General features: G+C 74.2%; 13 protein-coding genes and 3 pseudogenes. 5 read left to right on the forward strand and 11 right to left on the reverse strand.

What is annotated here, in order from left to right:
• Positions 1–280: 280 nt before the first annotated feature.
• Positions 281–2,251, forward strand: coding sequence for a penicillin-binding transpeptidase domain-containing protein (locus tag JD77_RS05845; RefSeq protein WP_145773369.1), 1,971 nt, complete (start codon positions 281–283; stop codon positions 2,249–2,251).
• Positions 2,252–2,473: 222 nt separating this feature from the next.
• Here the strand turns inward: JD77_RS05845 and JD77_RS05850 are convergent.
• The 6 genes and pseudogenes from JD77_RS05850 to JD77_RS05875 form a co-directional block, all read right to left on the reverse strand.
• Positions 2,474–3,670: pseudogene (locus tag JD77_RS05850) on the reverse strand (arginase family protein); the annotation flags it as partial.
• Between the two features lie 64 nt (positions 3,671–3,734).
• Complete coding sequence (locus tag JD77_RS05855; RefSeq protein WP_145773370.1) at positions 3,735–4,655, reverse strand: tetratricopeptide repeat protein; 921 nt, start codon at positions 4,653–4,655, stop codon at positions 3,735–3,737.
• A 122-nt stretch (positions 4,656–4,777) separates the two neighbouring features.
• Positions 4,778–6,466 (reverse strand): coenzyme B12-dependent isobutyryl-CoA mutase large subunit, encoded by a 1,689-nt coding sequence (gene icmA, locus JD77_RS05860; RefSeq protein WP_145773371.1) that lies wholly within the window; start codon positions 6,464–6,466, stop codon positions 4,778–4,780.
• Between the two features lie 132 nt (positions 6,467–6,598).
• The gene (locus JD77_RS05865) at positions 6,599–7,012 is read right to left on the reverse strand and encodes an Asp23/Gls24 family envelope stress response protein (RefSeq protein WP_145773372.1); all 414 of its coding nucleotides are present in this window, start codon (positions 7,010–7,012) and stop codon (positions 6,599–6,601) included.
• An 88-nt stretch (positions 7,013–7,100) separates the two neighbouring features.
• A complete protein-coding gene (meaB, locus tag JD77_RS05870) occupies positions 7,101–8,036 on the reverse strand; it encodes a methylmalonyl Co-A mutase-associated GTPase MeaB (protein WP_246141224.1) in 936 nt (311 codons plus the stop codon).
• A gap of 127 nt (positions 8,037–8,163) precedes the next feature.
• Entirely contained in the window at positions 8,164–9,363 is a 1,200-nt protein-coding gene (locus JD77_RS05875) for an acetyl-CoA C-acetyltransferase (protein WP_145773374.1), read from the reverse strand.
• Between the two features lie 62 nt (positions 9,364–9,425).
• Here JD77_RS05875 and mce point away from each other — a divergent pair, with 62 nt between their 5' ends.
• The 4 genes and pseudogenes from mce to JD77_RS05895 all read left to right on the forward strand — a co-directional run bounded on the left by mce (position 9,426) and on the right by JD77_RS05895 (position 15,611).
• A complete protein-coding gene (gene mce, locus JD77_RS05880) occupies positions 9,426–9,893 on the forward strand; it encodes a methylmalonyl-CoA epimerase (RefSeq protein ID WP_145773375.1) in 468 nt (155 codons plus the stop codon).
• A gap of 206 nt (positions 9,894–10,099) precedes the next feature.
• Complete coding sequence (ccrA, locus tag JD77_RS05885; RefSeq protein WP_145773376.1) at positions 10,100–11,455, forward strand: crotonyl-CoA carboxylase/reductase; 1,356 nt, start codon at positions 10,100–10,102, stop codon at positions 11,453–11,455.
• Positions 11,456–11,877: 422 nt separating this feature from the next.
• Positions 11,878–13,143 carry a coiled-coil domain-containing protein gene (locus tag JD77_RS05890; protein ID WP_145773377.1) on the forward strand — a complete coding sequence of 422 codons (1,266 nt, stop codon included), beginning with the start codon at positions 11,878–11,880 and terminating at the stop codon, positions 13,141–13,143.
• 174 nt (positions 13,144–13,317) lie between these two features.
• Positions 13,318–15,611, forward strand: a pseudogene (locus JD77_RS05895) (coiled-coil domain-containing protein).
• A 180-nt stretch (positions 15,612–15,791) separates the two neighbouring features.
• Here JD77_RS05895 and JD77_RS05900 read toward each other — a convergent pair.
• The 5 genes and pseudogenes from JD77_RS05900 to JD77_RS05920 form a co-directional block, all read right to left on the reverse strand.
• Positions 15,792–16,592 (reverse strand): alpha/beta hydrolase, encoded by an 801-nt coding sequence (locus JD77_RS05900; RefSeq protein WP_145773378.1) that lies wholly within the window; start codon positions 16,590–16,592, stop codon positions 15,792–15,794.
• 66 nt (positions 16,593–16,658) lie between these two features.
• A complete protein-coding gene (locus JD77_RS05905) occupies positions 16,659–16,985 on the reverse strand; it encodes a hypothetical protein (protein WP_246140541.1) in 327 nt (108 codons plus the stop codon).
• Positions 16,986–17,054: 69 nt separating this feature from the next.
• On the reverse strand, positions 17,055–17,483 hold the full coding sequence (locus tag JD77_RS05910) for a hypothetical protein (protein WP_145773380.1): 429 nt from the start codon (positions 17,481–17,483) through the stop codon (positions 17,055–17,057).
• A gap of 651 nt (positions 17,484–18,134) precedes the next feature.
• Positions 18,135–18,625: pseudogene (locus JD77_RS05915) on the reverse strand (SigE family RNA polymerase sigma factor).
• A 40-nt stretch (positions 18,626–18,665) separates the two neighbouring features.
• The gene (locus tag JD77_RS05920; RefSeq protein ID WP_145773381.1) at positions 18,666–20,510 is read right to left on the reverse strand and encodes a 3-hydroxyacyl-CoA dehydrogenase family protein; all 1,845 of its coding nucleotides are present in this window, start codon (positions 20,508–20,510) and stop codon (positions 18,666–18,668) included.
• Positions 20,511–20,522: the final 12 nt, after the last annotated feature.

Consider the following 20,522-nt stretch of genomic DNA (forward strand, 5'->3'; position numbering starts at 1 on the left):
CTCCCCTCGACCCACAGCGTTGTGGGTCACTCTGCCGCCCAACCTTAGGCCCCCGATCATGATCATTATTCGGCGGACCACTGGCCGGACGTACGGGCTCCTACTCTGGTCCTTTCACCCGTTGCGGGTACGAGGTTGGCCGCATGCTGAGTACCCCTCGGGATGTTCGTCACACCGCCGAGCAAGCGGTCTTCCCGCACGTCGGCGGCCAGGCGGGACAGTGCGCCGGGCGTCGCCGTACTACGGTGACGGGCAGTCCGAGATCCGGAAGGACCGCCGCATGCGTCTGTCGTCCCCGCTCCGCCGGCCCCGTCCAGCGCGCTCCCGCCGGTGGCTCGTGGCGCTCGCCGCCACCGCGCTGGCCCCGGGCGTGCTCGTCGGCTGCTCGGACTCCGACGGCCCGGACCGCGCCGTGGACGCCTTCCTCGCCGGTTGGCGCACCAGCGACCTCCAGACCGTCGGCTTCATCAGCCCCGCGGGGTCCAAGCTCCCGGCGGCCGACGTGGCCAAGGAGATCAGGGAACTCTCGGGCGAGCTGGTGGCCACCCCGCCGGCGCTGCGCCGCACCGGCGACCCGAAGATCACGGCCGACATCGCCACGTCGGGCTTCCGGGTGGAGTGGACGCTGCCGGGCGGGGCCCGCTGGGAGTACGACCGCGAGGTTCGCCTCCACCGGGGCGGCGACGGCCAGTGGCAGGTGATCTGGGAGCCGAAGGTGATGCACGAGCAGCTCACGGCAGGCGACCGGCTCGGGCTGCGTCGTGACACCGGCCCCCGCGCGGGCGTGCTGGACGGCGGTGGCGCGCCCATCGTCGCGCCCCGGCCGGTGGTCCGGGTCGGCCTCCAGCCGGGTGAGGTGACCGACGTCAAGGCGGTGACGAGGCAGCTCGAGGCCGCGTTCCGCGCGGTACGGCCGGCGATCACCCCGCCGGTCGACCTGTCCGACCTGCCGAAGCGCCTCGCCGACGCGGACGACGGCGCGTTCGTCGAGGTGGTGACGCTGCGCGAGGAGGCGTACCGGCAGATCAAGTCCCGCATCTACGACCTGCCCGGCACCAAGTTCCAAACTGACAAGCTCGACCTGGCACCCACCCGCGAGTTCGCCCGGGCCCTGCTCGGCTCGGTGGACCCGGCCCAGGCCGACGACCTGGCCGCCCACCCGGAGCGGTATCAGCAGGGCGACCTGGTCGGCCACGGCGGCCTCCAGGGCCGCTACGACGAGCGGCTGCGCGGCGCCCCGGGGCTGACCGTGCTCGTCGAGCGCCGCGAGCCGGACGGGACGCTGAAGCCCACCGGCACCGAACTGTTCCAGCAGGAGCCGAAGCCCGGCCAGGCGGTGAAGACCACCCTCGACGTGATGACCCAGAACGCCGCCGACGCCGCGCTGCGGGGCGAGAAGCGCCGTGCCGCCCTGGTGGCGGTGCGGATCAGCGACGGCGCCGTGCTGGCCGCCGCCAACGGCCCCGGCCCGGCCGGCGAGAACCTCGCCTTCACCGCCCAGGTGCCGCCCGGGTCGACGTTCAAGATGGTCAGCGCCCTCGGCCTGCTCGACCGGGGCGCGGTCACCCTGGACGGCCCGGTCGACTGCCCGAAGGCGTTCGCGGTGGAGGGCCGGTCGTTCAAGAACTCCGACAACTTCGAGCTGGGCATGGTGCCGTTCCGCACCGACTTCGCCCGATCCTGCAACACGGCGTTCGCGGCGCTCGCCCCGAAGCTCGGCCCCGACGGCCTCGCCCAGGCCGGCCGGGCCCTCGGGCTGGAGGGCGAGTGGGACCTGGGCGTGGACGCGTTCCCCGGCAAGGTCTCCGCCAACGGCCCCCCGGTCGAGCAGGCCGCCGCCGCGTTCGGCCAGGGCACCACCGTGGTCAGCCCGCTGGCCATGGCCGCCGCCACCGCGGCGGTCGCCCGGGGCCGTTGGGAGCAGCCGAAGCTCGTCCTCGACCCCGCCCCGGCCAAAAGCGCCCCCGCCGGGCCGCAGCTGCGGGCCGAGTCGGTCGAGCCGCTGCGGACGATGATGCGCGAGGTGGTCACCGCGGGCACCGCGACGGCGCTGAAGGACGTCCCCGGCGCACCGGTACACGGCAAGACCGGCACCGCCGAGTACGACGACAACCCGGCGCACACCCACGCCTGGTTCGTCGGCTGGCAGGGCGACGTGGCCTTCGCGGTCTTCGTCGAGAAGGGCGGGGCGAGCACCGACAGCGCGGTGCCGATCACGGAACGCTTCCTGCGCGGTCTGCGCGCCCGCTGACCGCCCGCCGGATCCGCCGTCGCCGCGCCACCGCTACTCCCCGAGAGGCGGTGTGGCCGGTGTGGACAGCGCGCCCGTTCCGGCGGAGACATGTTGTGGGGGGCGGGCCCTGTGGGGCGCGAGTCAGGCGATGCCGGCGGCGGGCGGCGGCTCGACGTCCGGATCCGGGCGCGCGTCGCCCCGCAGCGGTAGGGCGTCCTTGCCGGCCGGCAGGGCCTCGTCCGGGTCCGGCAGGGCGTCGTCCCGGACCGGCGGGGGGACCCGGCGTAACAGGCCCGGCCCGGCCGACGCGGGCGGACCCACCGGTTCCAGCGACGCCCCGAGGGACGCGGGGCCGGTGCGGTTGACGAAGCCGCGGGGCTGCCCCGGCTCGACCGGGTCCGCTGCCGGCTCGTCGACCGGTTCGGCGGGCTCGGCGAAGCCGACGGTGACGGAGGGGCGGCGGGCGGAGGACCGGCGCGGTGCGGGCGGCGCGGCCGGGAGCAGCCGGGGCGGCACCGCGCGCGGGGCGGTGACCGGCGTCAGCCCCGCCACCAGGGTGTTGACGATCTCTGCGGCGTACGCGCCGTCCGGGTCGTAGTCGGGGTCGAAGACGGTCAGCTCGACGCCCAGGCAGTGCGGCGTGTCCACCAGGCCGGCCAGCAGGATCTCCAGCTCGGCGAAGGCGATGCCGCCCGGGTCGGGCGCGTCGACCGCCGGCATCACCGCCGGGTCGAGCACGTCGACGTCGATGTGCACCCAGTAGCCGGCGCAGTCGGCCAACTCCTCGTGCGCCCACTGGGCGGTGCGGGCCGCACCCTCGGCGCGCAGCGCCGGTACGGGCCGGGTGGTGATCCCGGCGGCCTGCAGGTCGAGGCGGTACTCGTCCTGGGCCCGGATGCCGAGGACCACCACGTCGATGTCGCGGAAGTACGGGCGCCGCCCCTCGATCGCGGTCAGGTCGGCCTGCCCGCGCCCGGTGACCAGGGCCAGGTCCTCCCCCGCCGCCGCGCCGACGTACGAGGCGTTGCCGGGGTGCCGGAAGTCGGAGTGCCCGTCGACGAAGACCAGCCCGATCCGGCCGCCGACCGCCTCGCCGAGCCGGTGCATGGCCAGCGCCGAGCCGAGCAGGATCGAGCAGTCACCGCCGAGAACCAGCGGGAACTCGCCCCGGTCGATGATCGCGCCGATCCGGTCGGCCAGCGCCGCCGAGTACGCGGCGATCTCCCGCGCGTGGCAGACGCCGTCGCCGGGGCGCCAGTCGCCGGGGTCGTACCGGGGCGGGGTCAGGCAGCCGGCGTCCCGGGCCCGCAGCCGGGCGAGCAGGCCCTGGTCGCGCAGCGCCCCCGGGGCCTTCACGCAGCCGGGGACCGAGGTCAGCGTCGGCGGGCGCAGGCCGAGGTTGGACGGCGCGTCGAGGACGGCGATGCGGCGCGTCATGGGCTCCCGTCCTCGGTGGGTCGGGCGGGCCGGCGACGCCGGCCCGCGCTGGCGTACGGCGGAATCAGAACAGGGCGCTGGCCAGGGCCCGGCGGGCGGAGGCGACGGCGGGGTCGTCCGGCCCGGCGATGGTGAAGAGGCCGACCAGGTGCTGGCGGACCTTGTCCCGGTCGTCGCCGGCGGCGCGGCGCACCAGGCCGACCAGCCGGGCGTACGCCGCCTCGGCCTGGCCGCTGAGCACCTCGATGTCGGCGGCGAGCAGGTGGGCGTCCACGTCGTCGGGGTCGGCCTCGGCGGCGGCCAGCGCGGCTCCCGGGTCGGCCCCGGCCACCCGGCGGGCCAGCCCGACCTGAGCGAGGCCGGCCTCGGCCGCGACGTCCCCCGGCGCCTCGGCGAGGATCTTCCGGTACGCGTGCTCGGCCGCGTCCAGGTCCCCGCTCATGAGGGCGTCGTCGGCCTCGTCGAGGCGCGGGTCCACCTGCTCGGCGACGGCGACGCCGCCGGCCTTGAGCACCGCGGAGATCCACTGCCGCAGCTGGGCCTCGGGAACCACCCCGGAGAACGCGTCGACCGGCTGCCCGCCGACCACCGCGTAGACCATCGGGATGCCCTGCACCCGGAACATCTGGGCGAGCCGCGGGTTGGCGTCCACGTCCACCTTGGCGAGCACCCAGGCGCCGCCGCCCTCGACCGCCAGCCGCTCCAGCACCGGCGAGAGCTGCTTGCAGGGCTGGCACCACTCGGCCCAGAAGTCCACGACCACGGGGGTGCTGAGCGAGCGCTCGAGGACCTCGGACTGGAAGGTCGCCTCGGTCACGTCCATCACGGTGGCCCCGCCACCGGTCGCGCCGCCCGGCGCGCCGGCGGGCGGACCGGCCTGGGCCGGTGTGCTGGGACGGGCGGGGGTGGGCGCGGTGCTGCGCAGTGCGCTGAGGTCGACCGCGCCGCGGGTGAAGATCGACGAGGTGATCCGTGGGTCGCTCATGGTTACCTAGTCTCGCACGGACACTGCCCAAGTCAGTTCAGCCGCGACGGCGACACCTGTGACTCTCGCGGCTGGTCGTCGGCGGTGCCGGGCCTCGCCCGGCACCGCCGGCGCGCGCCCGGTCAGAACCGGGCCGGCTCCCGGTAGACGCCCCACTCGGCGCGCAGCGCGTCGCAGATCTCGCCGAGGGTCGCCTCGGCGCGGACGGCGTCCAGCATGGCCGGGATCATGTTCTCGCCCGTACGCGAGGCCGCCACCATCCGTTCGACGGCGGCCTTGACGGCGGCGTCGTCCCGGGCCTCCTTACGCTCGGCCAGCACCCGGCGCTGCTCCAGCTCGACCTCGTGCGAGATGCGCAGGATCTCCAGGTCCTTGGCGACCGTGCCGGTGTGGCAGTTGACCCCGACGATCCTCTTCTCGCCCTTCTCCAGCGCCTGCTGGTAGGCGAAGGCGGACTCCGCGATCTGGCCGGTGAACCAGCCGTCCTCGATGCCGCGCAGGATGCCGGACGTCATCGGGCCGATGGTGTGCGGCCCGTCCCCGCCGAGCTGCCGGATCCGGGCGAAGATCGCCTCCGCCTCGGCCTCGATCCGGTCGGTGAGCGCCTCGACGTACCAGGAGCCGCCCAGCGGGTCGGCCACGTTGGTCACCCCGGTCTCCTCCATCAGCACCTGCTGGGTACGCAGGGCGATCTCGGCGGACTCGTCGGTGGGCAGGGCCAGGGTCTCGTCCAGGGCGTTGGTGTGCAGCGAGTTCGTCCCGCCGAGCACCGCGGCGAGGGCCTCGACGGCGGTGCGGACGACGTTGTTGACCGGCTGCTGGGCGGTCAGCGACACGCCGGCGGTCTGGGTGTGGAACTTCAGCCAGAGCGCCTTCTCGCTGGTGACGCCGTAGACGTCGCGCAGCCAGCGGGCCCAGATCCGGCGGGCGGCCCGGAACTTGGCGACCTCCTCGAAGAAGTCCACGTGCGAGTCGAAGAAGAAGCTGAGCCCCGGGGCGAAGACGTCGACGTCCAGCCCGCGCGACAGCCCCAGCTCCACGTACCCGAACCCGTCTGCCAGGGTGTAGGCCAGCTCCTGCGCGGCGGTCGCCCCGGCCTCGCGGATGTGGTAGCCGGAGACCGACAGCGGCTTGTACTTCGGGATCTCCCGCGCGCAGTACTCCATCAGGTCGCCGATCAGGCGCAGGTGCGGCTCCGGGTCGAACAGCCACTCCTTCTGCGCGATGTACTCCTTGAAGATGTCCGTCTGCAGGGTGCCGTCGAGGGTGGACAGGTCGGCGCCCTGGCGCTCGGCGGCCACCAGGTACATGCAGAACACCGGCACGGCGGGGCCGGAGATGGTCATCGAGGTGGTGACCCGCGCGAGGTCGATGCCGGCGAACAGCACCTCCATGTCGGCGGCGGAGTCGACGGCCACCCCGCAGTGCCCGACCTCGCCCAGCGACTGCGGGTCGTCGGAGTCGCGCCCCATCAGGGTGGGCATGTCGAACGCCACCGAGAGCCCGCCGCCGCCGGCGCCGAGGATCATCTTGTAGCGCTCGTTGGTCTGCCGGGCGTTGCCGAAGCCGGCGAACTGCCGGATGGTCCAGGTCCGCCCGCGGTAGCCGGTCGGGTGGAGACCCCGGGTGTACGGGAACTCGCCCGGCCAGCCGATCCGGTCGAAGCCCGGGTAGGCGGCGCCCTCCGGCGGGCCGTACACCGGGTCGACGGCCATCCCGGAGAGCGTGGTGAAGTCGGCGTCCCGCTTGCGCGCGGCGTCGTATCGGGCCTGCCAGCGTGCCCGTCCGGCAGCGATCTCGTCGGCGTTCATGGGCAGGGCTCCTCCTCGAGTCCTCGTCTGAAGACCGAGTGTAGAGCCCGAGCCTGAACGATCGCTAAGCCAGTTTCGTACCGGCCGGTAATCCGCCCGGCCGGGTACGCCTCGGGCGGCGGGCGCGGCCGGTCAGGCGACGGGCGCGGCCGGGTCGCCCATCGCCACGTCGTCGACCCGAATGTTGATCTCGTCGACCCGCAGCCCGTACGCCTCGACGGCCTCCGTCACCCTGGCCCGGACCGCGTCGGTCACCTGCGGCACCGGCTGCCCGGCGTCGATCACGATCACCAGGTTGACCACGGCGGCCCCGTTGGTGACGTGGGCGGAGCAGCCCCGCCGGGCGTCGCCCACCTGGTCCAGCCCGACCTTGTCGAGCACGGCGTTGAAGAACCGGGCCACGTCGCCGCCCAGCTCGGCCACCCCGGGCACCGACTTCGCGGCGGCCACCGCGATCTTCTCCACCATCTCGTCGGAGACGAGCGTGCTCCCGCCCGCCACCGCGTCCGGCGTCACCGACAGCTCCTGGGTCGCCTCGTCAGCCATGCTCTCCCCAACCGCAGACACGCGCACCGCCCCACGGATGCGTGAGGCGGTGCGAGCGTACTAGCTCCGGGCGTCCGGGGTGGACACCTCAGGAGCCGAGCTGGGACAGCAGCTCGTCGGCTGCCGCGTACGGGTCGAGCGCCCCCTCCGCCACCTTCGCCGCGAGCGTGGGCAGCTCCGTACCGTCGCGCAGCGAGCCGATCCGGTCGCGCAGCGCGCCGAGCGCGATCGCCTCGATCTCGGCGGCGGCCCGCGCCTCCCGGCGACGGCGCAGTTCGCCGTGCCGCTCCAGCCAGTCGCGGTGCTTGCCGATCGCGGCGGCGACCTCGTCGATCCCCTCGCCGCGGGCGGCGATCGTGCGGACCACCTGCGGCCGCCACTCGCCCGGGCCCCGCTCGCCCAGGGCGATCATGCCCTGGATGTCGCGGACCGTGGCGTCGGCGCCGTCCCGGTCGGCCTTGTTCACCACGAACACGTCGGCGATCTCCAGGATGCCGGCCTTCACCGCCTGGATCGCGTCGCCCATGCCGGGGGCCAGCAGCACCAGGGTGGTGTCCGCCAGCGAGGCGACCTCCACCTCGGCCTGCCCCACGCCGACCGTCTCGACCAGCACCACGTCGCAGCCGGCGCCCTCCAGCACCCGCACCGCCTGCGGCGTGGCCGCGGAGAGCCCGCCGAGGTGGCCCCGGCTGGACATCGAGCGGATGTAGACGCCCGAGTCGGTGGCGTGGTCCTGCATCCGCACCCGGTCGCCGAGGATCGCCCCGCCGGTGAACGGGCTGGACGGGTCGATGGCCAGCACGCCGACCCGGCGCCCGCGCGCCCGCAGCGCCCGGACCAACTCGTTGGTGGTGGTCGACTTGCCCACCCCGGGCGAGCCGGTCAGGCCCACCACCTGCGCCTGACCCGCGTACGGGGCGAGCGCCGCGGCGACCCGCGGCAGCACCTCGTCGCCGGACTCGACCAGGGTGATCAGCCGGGCCACCGCGCGGGGGTCGCCCGCGCGAGCCCGTTCCACCAGCATCGGCACGTCCCGGCTGCGCCGCACCGGGAGGCCGACCTGCTCCACCTGTTCGCTGCTCACTGTGCGTTCTCTGTTCGCGACTGCGGGGCTCGCAAAACCGGCTCGCTCCTCGCGCTCACTGCGTCCCTTACTGACCGGTCTCGCCCGGGGCCGGGACGTGGATGATCAGGGCGTCGCCCTGGCCGCCGCCGCCGCACAGCGCCGCCGCGCCGGTGCCGCCGCCGCGCCGCTTCAGCTCCATCGCGAGGGTGAGCACCAGCCGGGCGCCGGACATGCCGATCGGGTGGCCGAGCGCGATCGCCCCGCCGTTGACGTTCACCCTGTCCGGGCTGATGCCCAGGTCGCGGGTGGACTTGATGCCGACGGCGGCGAACGCCTCGTTGATCTCGACGAGGTCGAGGTCGGCGATGGTCAGGCCGGCCTTGCGCAGGGCGTGGTTGATCGCGTTGGAGGGCTGCGAGTGCAGGGAGTTGTCGGGGCCCGCCACGTTGCCGTGCGCGCCGACCTCGGCCAGCCAGGTCAGCCCCAGCTCCTTGGCCTTCGCCTTGCTCATCACGACCACGGCGGCGGCGCCGTCGGAGATCGGCGAGGAGCTGCCGGCGGTGATCGTGCCGTCCTTGCTGAAGGCGGGACGAAGCCTGGCCAGCCCCTCCACCGTCGTGTCCGGGCGGATGCCCTCGTCCTCGCTGATCACCAGCGGGTCGCCCTTGCGCTGCGGGATCGCCACCGGGGTGATCTCGTCGGCGAAGTGGCCGTTCTTCTGCGCGGCGGCGGCCCGCTGGTGGCTGGCCGCGGCGAACGCGTCCTGCTCCTCGCGGGTGATGCCGTGCTTCGCGCCGTGCCGCTCGGTGGACTCGCCCATCGAGCAGCAGTCCCAGGCGTCGGTCAGCCCGTCCAGCGCCATGTGGTCCTTGACCGTGACGTCGCCGTACTTGTAGCCGGATCGCTGGCCGAGCAGCAGGTGCGGGGCGTTGGTCATCGACTCCATGCCGCCGGCCACCACGATGTCGAACTCGCCGGCCCGGATGAGCTGGTCGGCCAGGGCGATCGCGTCCAGGCCGGAGAGGCAGACCTTGTTGATCGTCAACGCCGGCACCGACATCGGGACGCCGGCCTCGACCGCTGCCTGCCGGGCCGGGATCTGCCCGGCGCCGGCCTGCAGCACCTGGCCCATGATGACGTACTGCACCTGCTCGGGGGCCACCCCGGCGCGCTCCAGCGCCGCCTTGATCGCGATGCCGCCGAGCTTCGTCGCCGGGAGGTCCTTGAGGTTGCCCAGCAGGCGCCCCATGGGGGTCCGCGCGCCGCTGACGATCACCGAAGCCATTGCCCGCCTCCGAGGGGGTGCCGACCTGTACGCCTTAACGATTATTCGGTCAGACTAGCGCCATGCCTGAGAACTCCCCCGTCGAGACCGCTGCCGACTATGTCACAGACATCGGCCTGCTCCGCATCGACCACGTCGGAATCGCGGTCGCCGACCTGGACACCGCGATCGACTTCTACCAGCGGACGTTCGGGATGCGCTGCGTGCACGTCGAGACGAACGTCGAGCAGGGCGTACGCGAGGCGATGCTGGCCGTGGGCCCGACCGCCGAGGGCGGCTGCGTCCAGTTGCTCGCCCCGTTGAGCCCGGAGTCGACCATCGCGAAGTTCCTGGACCGCAAGGGGCCGGGCATCCAGCAGGTGGCGTACACCGTGGCGGACGTCGACGCGGCCTGCGCCGCGCTGCGCGAGCGCGGAATGCGGCTGCTCTACGAGACCCCCCGCCGGGGCACCGCGAACTCCCGGATCAACTTCGTCCACCCCAAGGACGCCGGCGGGGTCCTCGTCGAACTGGTCGAGCCCGCCCGCTGAGTCCCGCCCGACCCACGGCCGCTAGCGCCGACATGGCGGTGTCCGTAGGCCCCGGATACCGCCATGTCGCCGACAGAGCGCCCGCCCCAACAAAAGCACGGCCGGTGCCGAATGTGTCGGACGACGACATGGCGGCCGACGCGCACCGGTGCCGACGATGGCAGCACCCAGGCCCCGGCGCGGGTGCGGACGAACGGAGGATCACCGTGCAGCACATCCTCGAAGCGATCATGACGGCGGAGGGCTCCGACCAACCCGGGCGGCACCTCGCCGCCGTCGCCGGCCTGCCGGTGCCCGAGAGCTACCGGGGCGTGGTGGTACGCGCCGACGAGACCCGGATGTTCGAGGGCCTGGCCACCCGGGACAAGGACCCGCGCAAGGCGCTGCACGTCCAGGAGGTGCCGACCCCGGAACTGGGGCCCGGCGAGGCGCTGGTCGCCGTCATGGCCAGCGCCGTCAACTACAACACCGTCTGGACCAGCATCTTCGAGCCGGTCTCCACCTTCACGTTCCTCCGGCGCTACGGCCGGATCTCCCCGCTGGCCGCCCGGCACGACCTGCCGTACCACGTCGTGGGGTCGGACGCCGCCGGCGTGGTGCTGCGCACCGGCCCCGGGGTGACCCGGTGGAGGGCCGGCGACGAGGTGGTGGCGCACTGCCTGTCGGTGGAGCTGGAGGACGCGGCGGGCCACGACGACACGATGCTCGACCCGCAGCAGCGGATCTGGGGCTTCGAGACCAACTTCGGCGGGCTCGCCGAGCTGGCCGTGGTCAAGGCCAACCAGCTCATGCCGAAGCCGCGCCACCTGAGCTGGGAGGAGGCGGCCAGCCCGGGCCTGGTCAACTCCACCGCGTACCGGCAGCTGGTCTCGCCCCACGGGGCGAACATGAAGCAGGGCGACGTGGTGCTGATCTGGGGCGCGTCCGGCGGCCTGGGCGGCTACGCCACCCAGCTGGCCCTGAACGGCGGGGCGATCCCGGTCTGCGTGGTGTCCTCGCCCGACAAGGCCGAGCTGTGCCGCCGGATGGGCGCCGAGCTGGTCATCGACCGGGCGGCGGAGAACTTCCGGTTCTGGCGGGACGAGCACACCCAGGACCAGGACGAGTGGCGGCGCTTCGGCGAGCGGATCCGGGAGCTGACCGGCGGTGCGGACCCGGACATCGTCTTCGAGCACCCGGGCCGGGAGACCTTCGGCGCCAGCGTCTACGTCGCCAAGCGCGGCGGCACCGTCGTCACCTGCGCGTCGACCAGCGGCTACCAGCACCAGTACGACAACCGCTACCTCTGGATGCACCTCAAGCGGATCGTCGGCAGCCACTTCGCCAACTACCACGAGGCGTGGCAGGCCAACCGCCTCGTGGCGCTCGGCCGGATCCACCCGACCGTGTCGCGGACGTACCCGCTGGAGCAGACCGGCCAGGCGGCGTACGAGGTGCACCGCAACCTGCATCAGGGCAAGGTCGGGGTGCGCTGCCTGGCGCCGGCCGACGGCCTGGGCGTACGCGACCCGGAACTGCGCGCGCGGCACGAGGACGCGATCAACCGGTTCCGCGGGCGCTGACCCGCCCGGGGCGAGGGAGGCGGCGGGCGCCGCGCCGACCGCTCGCGCGACGGGCCGGCGGACGCCGGCGCCGACCTTCACCCGCCGGGCCCGGACGGCCGCCGTCCGGGTGCCGTCCGGGCGCCGTCCGGCGTCCGGGCGATGGTCGCGTGCCGCCTTTCGTCCGCACGGCCGTGCCCCGTTCCGCGAAAGCGCGGTCAGTGATCGACAAAGGGGCGCGGGGTGCCTGCGCGACCCTTTTCCCCGCCGCCCCGCCCGAGCGCCAGAACCGGGCCCGGAGCTGCGGGATCGCCCCCCGACCCCGGACCGGCGGGCGGCGGCGAGTGGGCCGGGTAAAGGCGGCGAGTTGACCATGTAAAGAGGACACGAAAGCCGCGCACCGCTCTTGCGAACCACCCCGGGGCGTCTGCCAGTATGTCCCAATGCCCCAGCAGCAGTCCTCCCCTCTTACGTTCTTCGATAACGCGAACTCGCAGCCAGATTTCACCGTTGGCCTGCGCGGATACAACGTGGGTCAGGTCGATGACTTCATCGGCCGGCTGACCGCCGCGCTGACCCAGTCCGAGCAGGCCCGCGCCGAGGCCGAGCAGCGGATGAACGACGCCCAGCGCCGGCTCCGCCAGGCCGAGCAGCGCCAGAGCGCGCTCGAGCAGAAGCTCGCCGAGACAAACAAGCAGCTCGAGGAGAACAGCCGGCCGACTCTCTCCGGCCTGGGCACCCGGGTCGAGCAGATCCTGCGGCTGGCCGAGGAGCAGGCCAACGACCACCGCAACGAGGCCAAGCGCGAGTCCGAGGGCATCCTCTCCGCGGCCCGCCTGGAGGCCCGCGAGATCACCGACAAGGCCCGCGCCGAGGCCGCCGCGATGAAGGCCACCGCCGAGCGCGAGGCGGGCGGCGTTCGCACCGCCGCCGAGCGCGAGGCCGCCGAGGTGCGCGTGCAGGCCCGCCGGGAGGCGGACACCCTCCGGGCGGACGCCGAGCGGGAGACCAAGCAGCTGCGCACCGTCACCGCGCACGAGGTCGCCGAGCTGAAGTCGACGGTGGAGCGCGAGGTGGCGACCCTGCGGGCGACCGCCGAGCGGGAGATCACCCAGCAGCGGGCCAAGGCGGCCCGGGAGGCCGAGGAGAAGCGCGCCGAGGCGACCAAGCTGCTCACCGACGCCCGCGACAAGCGCGACAAGGACCTCCAGGCCCTGGAGCTGCAACTCGCCGAGCGGCGCGAGAAGGCCGAGCGGGAGGAGTCCGAGCGGCACGCCGCCCACGTCGCGCAGACCCAGAAGCTGGTCGGCGAGGCCGAGCAGCGGGCCCGGGCCGCCCAGGAGCGGGCCAAGGAGATCGAGCAGCGCGCGGAGGCGCGCCGGGTCGAGTCCGAGCGCAGCGCCAACGAGACGGTCGAGAAGGCCAAGGCGCTCGCCGAGAAGACCCTCAGCGAGGCGAAGGCCGAGGCGAACCGCCTGCTCACCGAAGCCCGGACGGAGGCCGACCTGACCACGCAGGCCGCACGCCGCGAGGTCGAGGACCTCACCCGGCAGAAGGACGCGGTCACCGCGCAGCTCGGCCAGATGCTCTCCGGGCTGGCCGGCATCGTGCCGGGCGTGCCGGCGGCGGCCCCCGGGGCGGGGCAGGCCAAGCCGGAGGCCAAGGACGACGCCAAGGACGAGCCCGCGACCGCGGAGTCGGCCGGCTGACCGCTCGCACGGCCGGGGCATGAACGGCGCGGGGCCACACCGGGTGACCGGTGGGCACCGCGCCGTGCGCGTTTCCCAATCCCTGATGTGCCCGGGTACGACCCGGGTGAAGTAGGTCCCAACAGGCCCGTCCGTATCGCCCCAGCAGAGCCGGATGCGTGTGAGGATGGGGGCATGTCGCACGGCGAGGAACTGTTCGCTCTCGGCGGGGACGTGACCACGGAGCCCAGCTTCGAGTCCGCCCTGCGTGGGTACGAAAAACGGCAGGTGGACCGGTACGTCGCTCGCGCCGAGCACGAGATCGCGACCCTGACGGCCGAGCGGGAACAGGCTTACACGCAGATCCACAAGCTCGCCGGCCAGGTCGAGGTGCTGCAGCGCGACCTCGCGCAGGTGCGCAAGCAGATCGGCGTGGTCGACCGCGCCTCGTTCCGGCACCTCGGCCCCCGCGTCGAGCAGATCCTCACCCTTGCCGAGGAGCAGGCCGACGCCATCCTGATCGCCGCCAACGAGGAGATCGAGGCGCGGCGGGCCGCCGCCGAGCACATCGTCGCCGAGGCCAAGGAGCAGGCCGCCCAGGCGCTCAAGGACTTCGAGATCGCCCTCGCCGCCCGGCGGGCGGAGGAGGAGCGGCACAGCAAGGCGCGGCGCGACGAGGCGGACGCCGCCCTGCACGCCGCCAAGCAGGAGGCCGGCCGGCTCCGCACGACCGCCCAGGAGGAGATGGCCCGGCTCCGCACGGCGACCGAGGAGGAGGTCGCCCGGCTCCGCGAGACGGCCAAGGAGGCGTTGGCCAAGGCGCAGCAGGAGGCCACCCAGCTCCGCGACACCGCCAAGGAGATCCACACCCGGGCCCAGCAGGAGGCGACCAGGCTGCGCGGGGCCGCCAAGGAGGCGCACGCCAAGTCCCAGCAGGAGGCCACCCAGCTCCGCGAGGCGGCCAAGGAGGTGCACGTCAAGGCCCAGCAGGAGGCCAAGCGGCTCACCGACGCGGCCACGGAGGCCGGTCGGGCCACCCACGCCAAGGCGCTGCAGGAGGCCGAGCGGATCACCGACGACGCCGAGGCGGCGGCGAAGGGCACCCGCGACCGGGCCCGGCAGGAGGCCGAGCGGCTCACGACCCAGGCCGCCGAGGCGGCGAAGCACCAGCGCGCCGACACCGAGGCGTACGTGCAACGGATGCGCACGGAGACCGAGGCGTACGTCCAGCAGACCCGGTCCCAGACCCAGGAGGAGCTGGGCGCGTGGCGGGCCGGAATCGAGAAGGAGGTCAACGGCCGTCGGGAGGCCGCCGACCGGGAGCTGGTCCAGCGCAAGGCGGCCGCGGAGCGCGAGTACGCCAAGCGCCGCGACGCGCTTGAGCAGCAGTTCACCGCCCGGCAGGCCGAGCTGGAGCAGCAGTACACGGCCCGGCGGACGGAGATCGAGGAGGGCGCCGCGGAGATTCGCCGCGCCGCCGAGCAGGACGCCCTGGCGATGCGTCAGCAGGCCGAGGAGGAGGCCACCGAGCTGCTGCGCCGGGCCGAGGACGACGCGAACGACCGGCGCCGCAAGGCCGACGAGCACGTGGTCGCCTCCCGCCGCCAGTTCGAGGAGTACGCGGCCACCACCCAGCAGCACCTGGCCACCACCCAGCAGCACCTCGCGGCCACCCAGCAGGAGGTGGCCGCCGGCCGGCAGCAGCTGGCGCAGGTGATGCTGGAGATCGCCCAGGCCCAGCAGCAGTTGGCCGACCTGCGGCAGGAGACCTGGCAGTCCCGGCAGGAGTCGGACGAACTCCAGCAGCAACTGCTCGACCTCCGGCAGCAGGTCGCGGGGGCGAGCCTGTCCGCAGACGGCGCCGGTCCGGCCCGGGTCGGCCCGGTCAGCCTCGCCCCCGTCACCGTGGGCAGGGCCGGCCGGGCCGGGGCCGCCGAGGACGTCGCCCGGGTCAACGGTGTCCGAGCCGCGGCCACCGCCGGCTCCGGCCCGGCGGACCCGAGCGCCGGGCCGGCCGGGGTCGGGGCGACGCCCGCGGGCAGGGCCGAGTCGACCGGCGAGCCCGCCAAGGTCGGGCCGGCCCCGGCGGGCCCAGCACGGCGGCCGTCAGGGCGACAGCGGACGCCGGCGCGGCGAAGATCTCTCCGGCGGACGGGGCCGCGCCGACGAGGACCACGCCGGCCAACGGCTCGGCTCCGGCGAAGACGACGCCGGCCGGCGACGCCACGCCGACGAAGAGCGCCCCGGCCGACGACGGCGGGCCCGCGAAGGCCCGGCCGGTGGGCGAGCCGGTCACCACGGTGGACGGCGGCGCGGCGAGCGCCGGGGTGGACGGGGAGCCGACGGTCGCCGCGGTGCCCGGGGAGGCTGGCCGGGAGGCCACGCCCACCAAGATCACCAGCACCGGCGAGAACGGCAAGCGCCCGACGAAGCCGACCACCGACGAGCGCAGCGCGAAGCCGAGCAAGGTCACCGTCGAACCCGAGTGACCGCCGGAGCCGCCGTCCCCTCCCGCACGCACGACCACGCCCCCGCGATCTTGCACTCTTGGCCCCGACAATACGGGCATATGCCGCAGAACAAGGGCCCAAAGTGCAAGATCGCGGGCGGGATCCGGCGGGGGCGCGGGGCGGGGGCGGGGGTGGGGGGCGGGGGAAGGCGGGGGTGGGTCAGTCGGTGCGTGGGCCGGGGAGCGGGGTGTCGGCGAACGCGGCGACGGTGCGGTCGGCGTACGCGCTGACGTCGCCGGTCTCCATCGGGCCGTCCCAGGTGCGCGGCAGGGGCAGCGGGGTGCCCGGGGCGACCCGGCGGACGATCTCGTCGAGCACGTTCTCGGCGTCGCCCACCCACAGGTGCTTGGCGCCGGGTATCCCGACCACCTCTGCCTGCGGCACCGCCGCGAACCGCCGCCGGGCCTCGTCCGGCCGCAGGTAGTCGTCGAACTCCGGCACGAGGGCGGTCAACGGTTTGCCCGCCTCGGCCCAACCGGCGAGGTCGTCGGGGGTGGAGAAGCGCAGCGGCGGGGAGAGCAGGATCGCGCCCGCCACCACCGGGTCGCAGCCGTACTTCAGGGTCAGGTCGGTGCCGAACGACCAGCCGACCAACCAGATGTTCGGCAGCTCGGCGAACTCCGCGTACTCGATCGCGGCGGCGACGTCGAACCGCTCGCCGACCGCCGCGTCGAACTCGCCCTCGCTGGTGCCGCGCACGCTGCTCGTGCCGCGGGTGTTGAACCGGAGCACGGCCAGGCCGGCCAGCGCCGGCAGCCGCCACGCCGCCTTGCGGAAGACGTGGCTGTCCATCATCCCGCCGTGCGTGGGCAGCGGATGCAGGCAGACCAGGGTGCCCACCGGCTCCCGGTCCACCGGCCGGGCCAGCTCACCGACCAGGCGCAGCCCGTCGGCGGTGTGCAGCTCGATGTCCTCCCGAAAGCCGGGCAGGATCGACGACGCGCGGATCGGTGTGCTCACCGGTCAAGTCTCGCGCGCCGCCGCGCACGCCGCCCGCCGGGGCGGAAACGGGGTGACCCAGATCGCTCAGCCGTACCGGGGGGCGCCGCGGCCCCGCTGTACCGCCGGGCCGCGCCGGTCCCGGGCCCGCCAGCAGCCGCTGTGCCAGTGCCGGCGGTCGGTCAGGTCGCCCCGGCCATCCGCCGGCCAGGCCACCACGTGCGCCACGCCCGGCCGGATCTCCTGGTCGCACCCGGGACAGCGGTACGTCTTGACCGACGCGCCGCCGGAGATCCCGCGTACCTGCCAGTCGCCGTCGCGCCACTGCTGCACCGCGGGGACGCCCTGCCGGACCCGCTCGGCGTCCAGGTTGGCGTGCTCGTCCCGGCGGGGACGGTTGCGACGAGGGCTCACGGTCACCAAGGGTACGGGCCGGCCCGGCGCGGCCGACCCGGGCGGGACCTCACCAGCTCTCCGGCCGGCTCAGGTCGGCGGCGATCCGCGCCCCCCGAGCACGGTCACCGCGTCCGCCTCGGAGAAGCCCCGGCTCGGCCAGGCGAACGTGGCGATCAGGTGCCCCTTCGGCACGCCGAGCAGCTCCAACTGGCCCAACTGGGGGTCCAGGTGGGCGGGCCGGTCCCCGACCATCCGGTTTCCCTCGGTGCGGGAGCCGACGATGCCCTCGGCGTACTCCAGGGTGATTGTCATGTGCCTGGCCCCCGCGCCGGCGATGGTCAGCATCGCGCCGAGCCCCGCCGGGAAGTTCGCCACCCTCACCTCGCAGCCGCTGATCCGGGCCCCCGTCGGCAGGGCGGTCAGCCGCAGCGGGCCGCCGCAGCGGTGGGCCTGGTCCAGCCGCAGCGCGTCGAGCAGGGCGAGGAGGTCCCGCTGGATCGAGGCGATGTGGATCATGGCTTCGGAGCTGGCGGGGAGGGTCCGGCGCGACGACGGTGGCTCGGGCGTACACCCCGGGGGCCGGCTTCCAGTGCCGCAGCCAGGCGGGCTCCCCCTGGGCCCCGGTGACCTGCGACACGGCCCCGTCGGCGAACGCCCGCTCGGTGGCCTTCTTCGCCACGCCCACGGGCAGGCCCTCCACCCCCTGCTGTGCCAGTTGCGCGGCCGCGCGGTCGATCTCCACGGTCACCGTCCGGCCGCCCGCGTCGAGCCGCGCGCCCTCCACCCCGTCCCGCGCGAACCAGGACAGGTAGCGGAAGGCGCCCGGGGCGACGCCGAAGTGCAGCAGGTCCGGGTCGGTGCCGATCAGGTCGGGTCGGTCCGCCGCGCCCGGCGCGCCGTCCGCCCGCGGTGGCACCACGGCGGCCAGGCGGGACAGCCCGGGCGCGACGGCCGTCCGCTCGGGGCCCAGCCGCGACAGGTCGACCGGGCCCGCGGCCACGCCGACGCCGAGCAGGGCCACCACGCCGAACGCGGCGCCGGCGGTGGCCCCGCGGCGGCGGACGCGGCTGCGTCCCCGGGCCACCGCGCCGGCCAGTAGCCGGTCGGTGTCCACCCCGCCGTCGGCGCGCTCGTGCAGCGCCCGGACGATCCGCTGGTCGATGTCGGTCACGGCTGGCTCCCGTTCGTCGCCGGGACGCCGCAGCGCTCCCGGAGGTGTCTGAGCGCCCGCATCGCGTGGGTGCGGACGGTGACCGGCGAGCAGTCGAGGATCTGCGCGATCGTGGCGTCGTCGAAGTCCTCGTAGTAGCGCAGCACCAGCACGGCCCGCTGCCGGTCCGGGAGCACGGCGATCAGCCGCCACATCTCGTCGCGGTCGGCCGCCTCCCGGCCCAGGTCGCCCCGCTGGGGTCGCTCGGGCAGGGCCGATGTGGCCAGCTCCCGGCTGGAGCGCCGCCGCCACCAGGAGCGTTGGCGTTCACCAGCATCCGGCGCACGTACACGTCGGGCCGGTCGACGCCGGCGATCCGCCGCCAGTGCACGTACGCGCGGGCCAGCACGTCCTGCGTGAGGTCCTCGGCCCGGTGCTCGTCCCCGGTGAGCAGGCGGGCCAGCCGGAGCAGCGCCGGGCCGCGGGTGCTGTACTCCTCGAAGGTCACGCCCTCCAGACGCGCCCGGCGGCGCCGGGCGTTGACCGGGTCAGCGACTGGTGTGGTCGCGGAACCCGCGCCCGCTCTTGCGGCCCAGGTAGCCGGCGGTGACCAGGTGCTCCAGCAGCGGCGCCGGGGCGAAGCCGGGCTCGCGCAGCTCCAGGTACAGCTCGCGCTGGATGGCCAACGCGACGTCCAGGCCGACCACGTCGAGCAGCTCGAACGGGCCCATCGGGTAGCCGCAGCCGAGCTTCATCGCGTGGTCGATGTCGTCGGCCGTGGAGTAGCTGGCCTCCAGCATCCGCACCGCGTCGTTCAGGTACGGGAAGAGCAGCGCGTTGACGATGAAGCCGGACCGGTCGCCGCAGACCACCGCGGCCTTGCCGAGCTGGGCGCAGACGGCGCGGGCGGTGGCGGTGGCCTCCGCCGAGGTGCGGATGGTCTGCACGATCTCCACCAGCGGCATGATCGGCGCCGGGTTGAAGAAGTGCAGCCCGAGCACGTCGGCCGGCCGCTGGGTGGCCATCGCGACGTCGATCACCGGCAGCGACGAGGTGGTGGTGGCGAACACGACGCCGGGCTTGCAGATCTCGTCGAGGCTGGCGAAGAGGGCCTTCTTGACGCTCAACTCCTCGACGACCGCCTCCACCACGAGGTCGACGTCGGCGAGGTGCTCCAGGGTGGCCGACCAGGTGACCCGGCCGAGCGCGGCGTCCCGGTCGGCCTCGCCGAGCTTGCCCCGCACCACGCCCTTGTTCAGCGAGGTCTTGACCGCCTCGCAGACCTTCGCCGACTTCTCCGCGCCGCGGGTGATCGAGACGACCTCGTACCCGGCCCTGGCGAACACCTCGATGATCCCGGTGGCCATCGTGCCCGACCCGACGACGCCGACCTTGCTCACGACTGCGGGGCTCGCAAGCTCACTCCTCGCGCTCGCGATACCGACCCTGGCGGTCACCCGGGCGCCGTCGGCCAGCGCCGGCTCCGCCGTCACCGGCGTGTGCTCGTCCGGTACGACCTTCGGCGAGCCCGGCCGCTCGTACGTGTAGAAGCCCCGGCCGGACTTGCGGCCGAGCAGGCCCGCGGTGACCATCTGCTTGATCAGCGGCACCGGGGCGTGCCGGCGGTCCCGCCCGCCCCGCCGGTACATGGTGTCCAGGATCTCGTACGCGGTGTCCAGGCCGATCAGGTCCATCAGGGCCAACGGGCCCATCGGCAGGCCGCAGCCGAGCTTCATCGCGGCGTCGATGTCCTCGCGGCTGGCGTAGTGCGACTCGAACAGCGCCACGGCGTGGTTGAGGTAGCCGAAGAGCAGGGCGTTGGCGATGAATCCCGCCCGGTCGCTGATGGTGACGTCGACCTTGCCGAGCCGGGCGCAGAGCGCCTCCACGTCCTCGACCACGTCGGCCGACGTGACCACCGTGCGGACCACCTCGACCAGCTTCATGATGGGGGCCGGGTTGAAGAAGTGGATGCCGATGACCTGGTTGGGCCGGGTGGTGGCGACCGAGATCTCGGTGACCGACAGCGACGAGGTGTTGGTGGCCAGGATCGCCTCGGGCTTGCAGACCCGGTCCAGCTCGGCGAAGATCCGCTGCTTGAGGTCGAGGTGCTCGGGGACCGCCTCGATCGCCAGGTCCACCGAGTGCAGCGCGTCCAGCCCGACGGCGAAGCGCACCCGGGACAGCAGCGCGTCCCGGTCGGCCTCGGCGAGCTTGCCCCGGGCGACCGCCCGGTCGGTCGAGCCGGTCAGGTTTGCCCGGCCGCGCTCCAGGGCGGCGTCGGAGATCTCGACCGCGACGACGTCGAGGCCGTTGCGCGCGAACACCTCCACGATGCCCGCACCCATGGTGCCCAGCCCCACAACGCCCACGCTGGTGAACTCGCGCGCCACGACCGGGCCTCC

The organism is Micromonospora olivasterospora (assembly GCF_007830265.1).
GTDB lineage: Bacteria > Actinomycetota > Actinomycetes > Mycobacteriales > Micromonosporaceae > Micromonospora > Micromonospora olivasterospora.

What these genes read in the sequence shown, in the direction of transcription:
- JD77_RS05845 (WP_145773369.1), top strand. Translation starts at nt 281, where the DNA reads ATGCGTCTGTCGTCCCCGCTCCGCCGGCCCCGTCCAGCGCGCTCCCGC.
- JD77_RS05855 (WP_145773370.1), bottom strand. Translation starts at nt 4,655, where the DNA reads ATGAGCGACCCACGGATCACCTCGTCGATCTTCACCCGCGGCGCGGTC.
- icmA (WP_145773371.1), bottom strand. Translation starts at nt 6,466, where the DNA reads ATGAACGCCGACGAGATCGCTGCCGGACGGGCACGCTGGCAGGCCCGA.
- JD77_RS05865 (WP_145773372.1), bottom strand. Translation starts at nt 7,012, where the DNA reads ATGGCTGACGAGGCGACCCAGGAGCTGTCGGTGACGCCGGACGCGGTG.
- meaB (WP_246141224.1), bottom strand. Translation starts at nt 8,036, where the DNA reads ATGCTGGTGGAACGGGCTCGCGCGGGCGACCCCCGCGCGGTGGCCCGG.
- JD77_RS05875 (WP_145773374.1), bottom strand. Translation starts at nt 9,363, where the DNA reads ATGGCTTCGGTGATCGTCAGCGGCGCGCGGACCCCCATGGGGCGCCTG.
- mce (WP_145773375.1), top strand. Translation starts at nt 9,426, where the DNA reads ATGCCTGAGAACTCCCCCGTCGAGACCGCTGCCGACTATGTCACAGAC.
- JD77_RS05890 (WP_145773377.1), top strand. Translation starts at nt 11,878, where the DNA reads ATGCCCCAGCAGCAGTCCTCCCCTCTTACGTTCTTCGATAACGCGAAC.
- JD77_RS05910 (WP_145773380.1), bottom strand. Translation starts at nt 17,483, where the DNA reads ATGATCCACATCGCCTCGATCCAGCGGGACCTCCTCGCCCTGCTCGAC.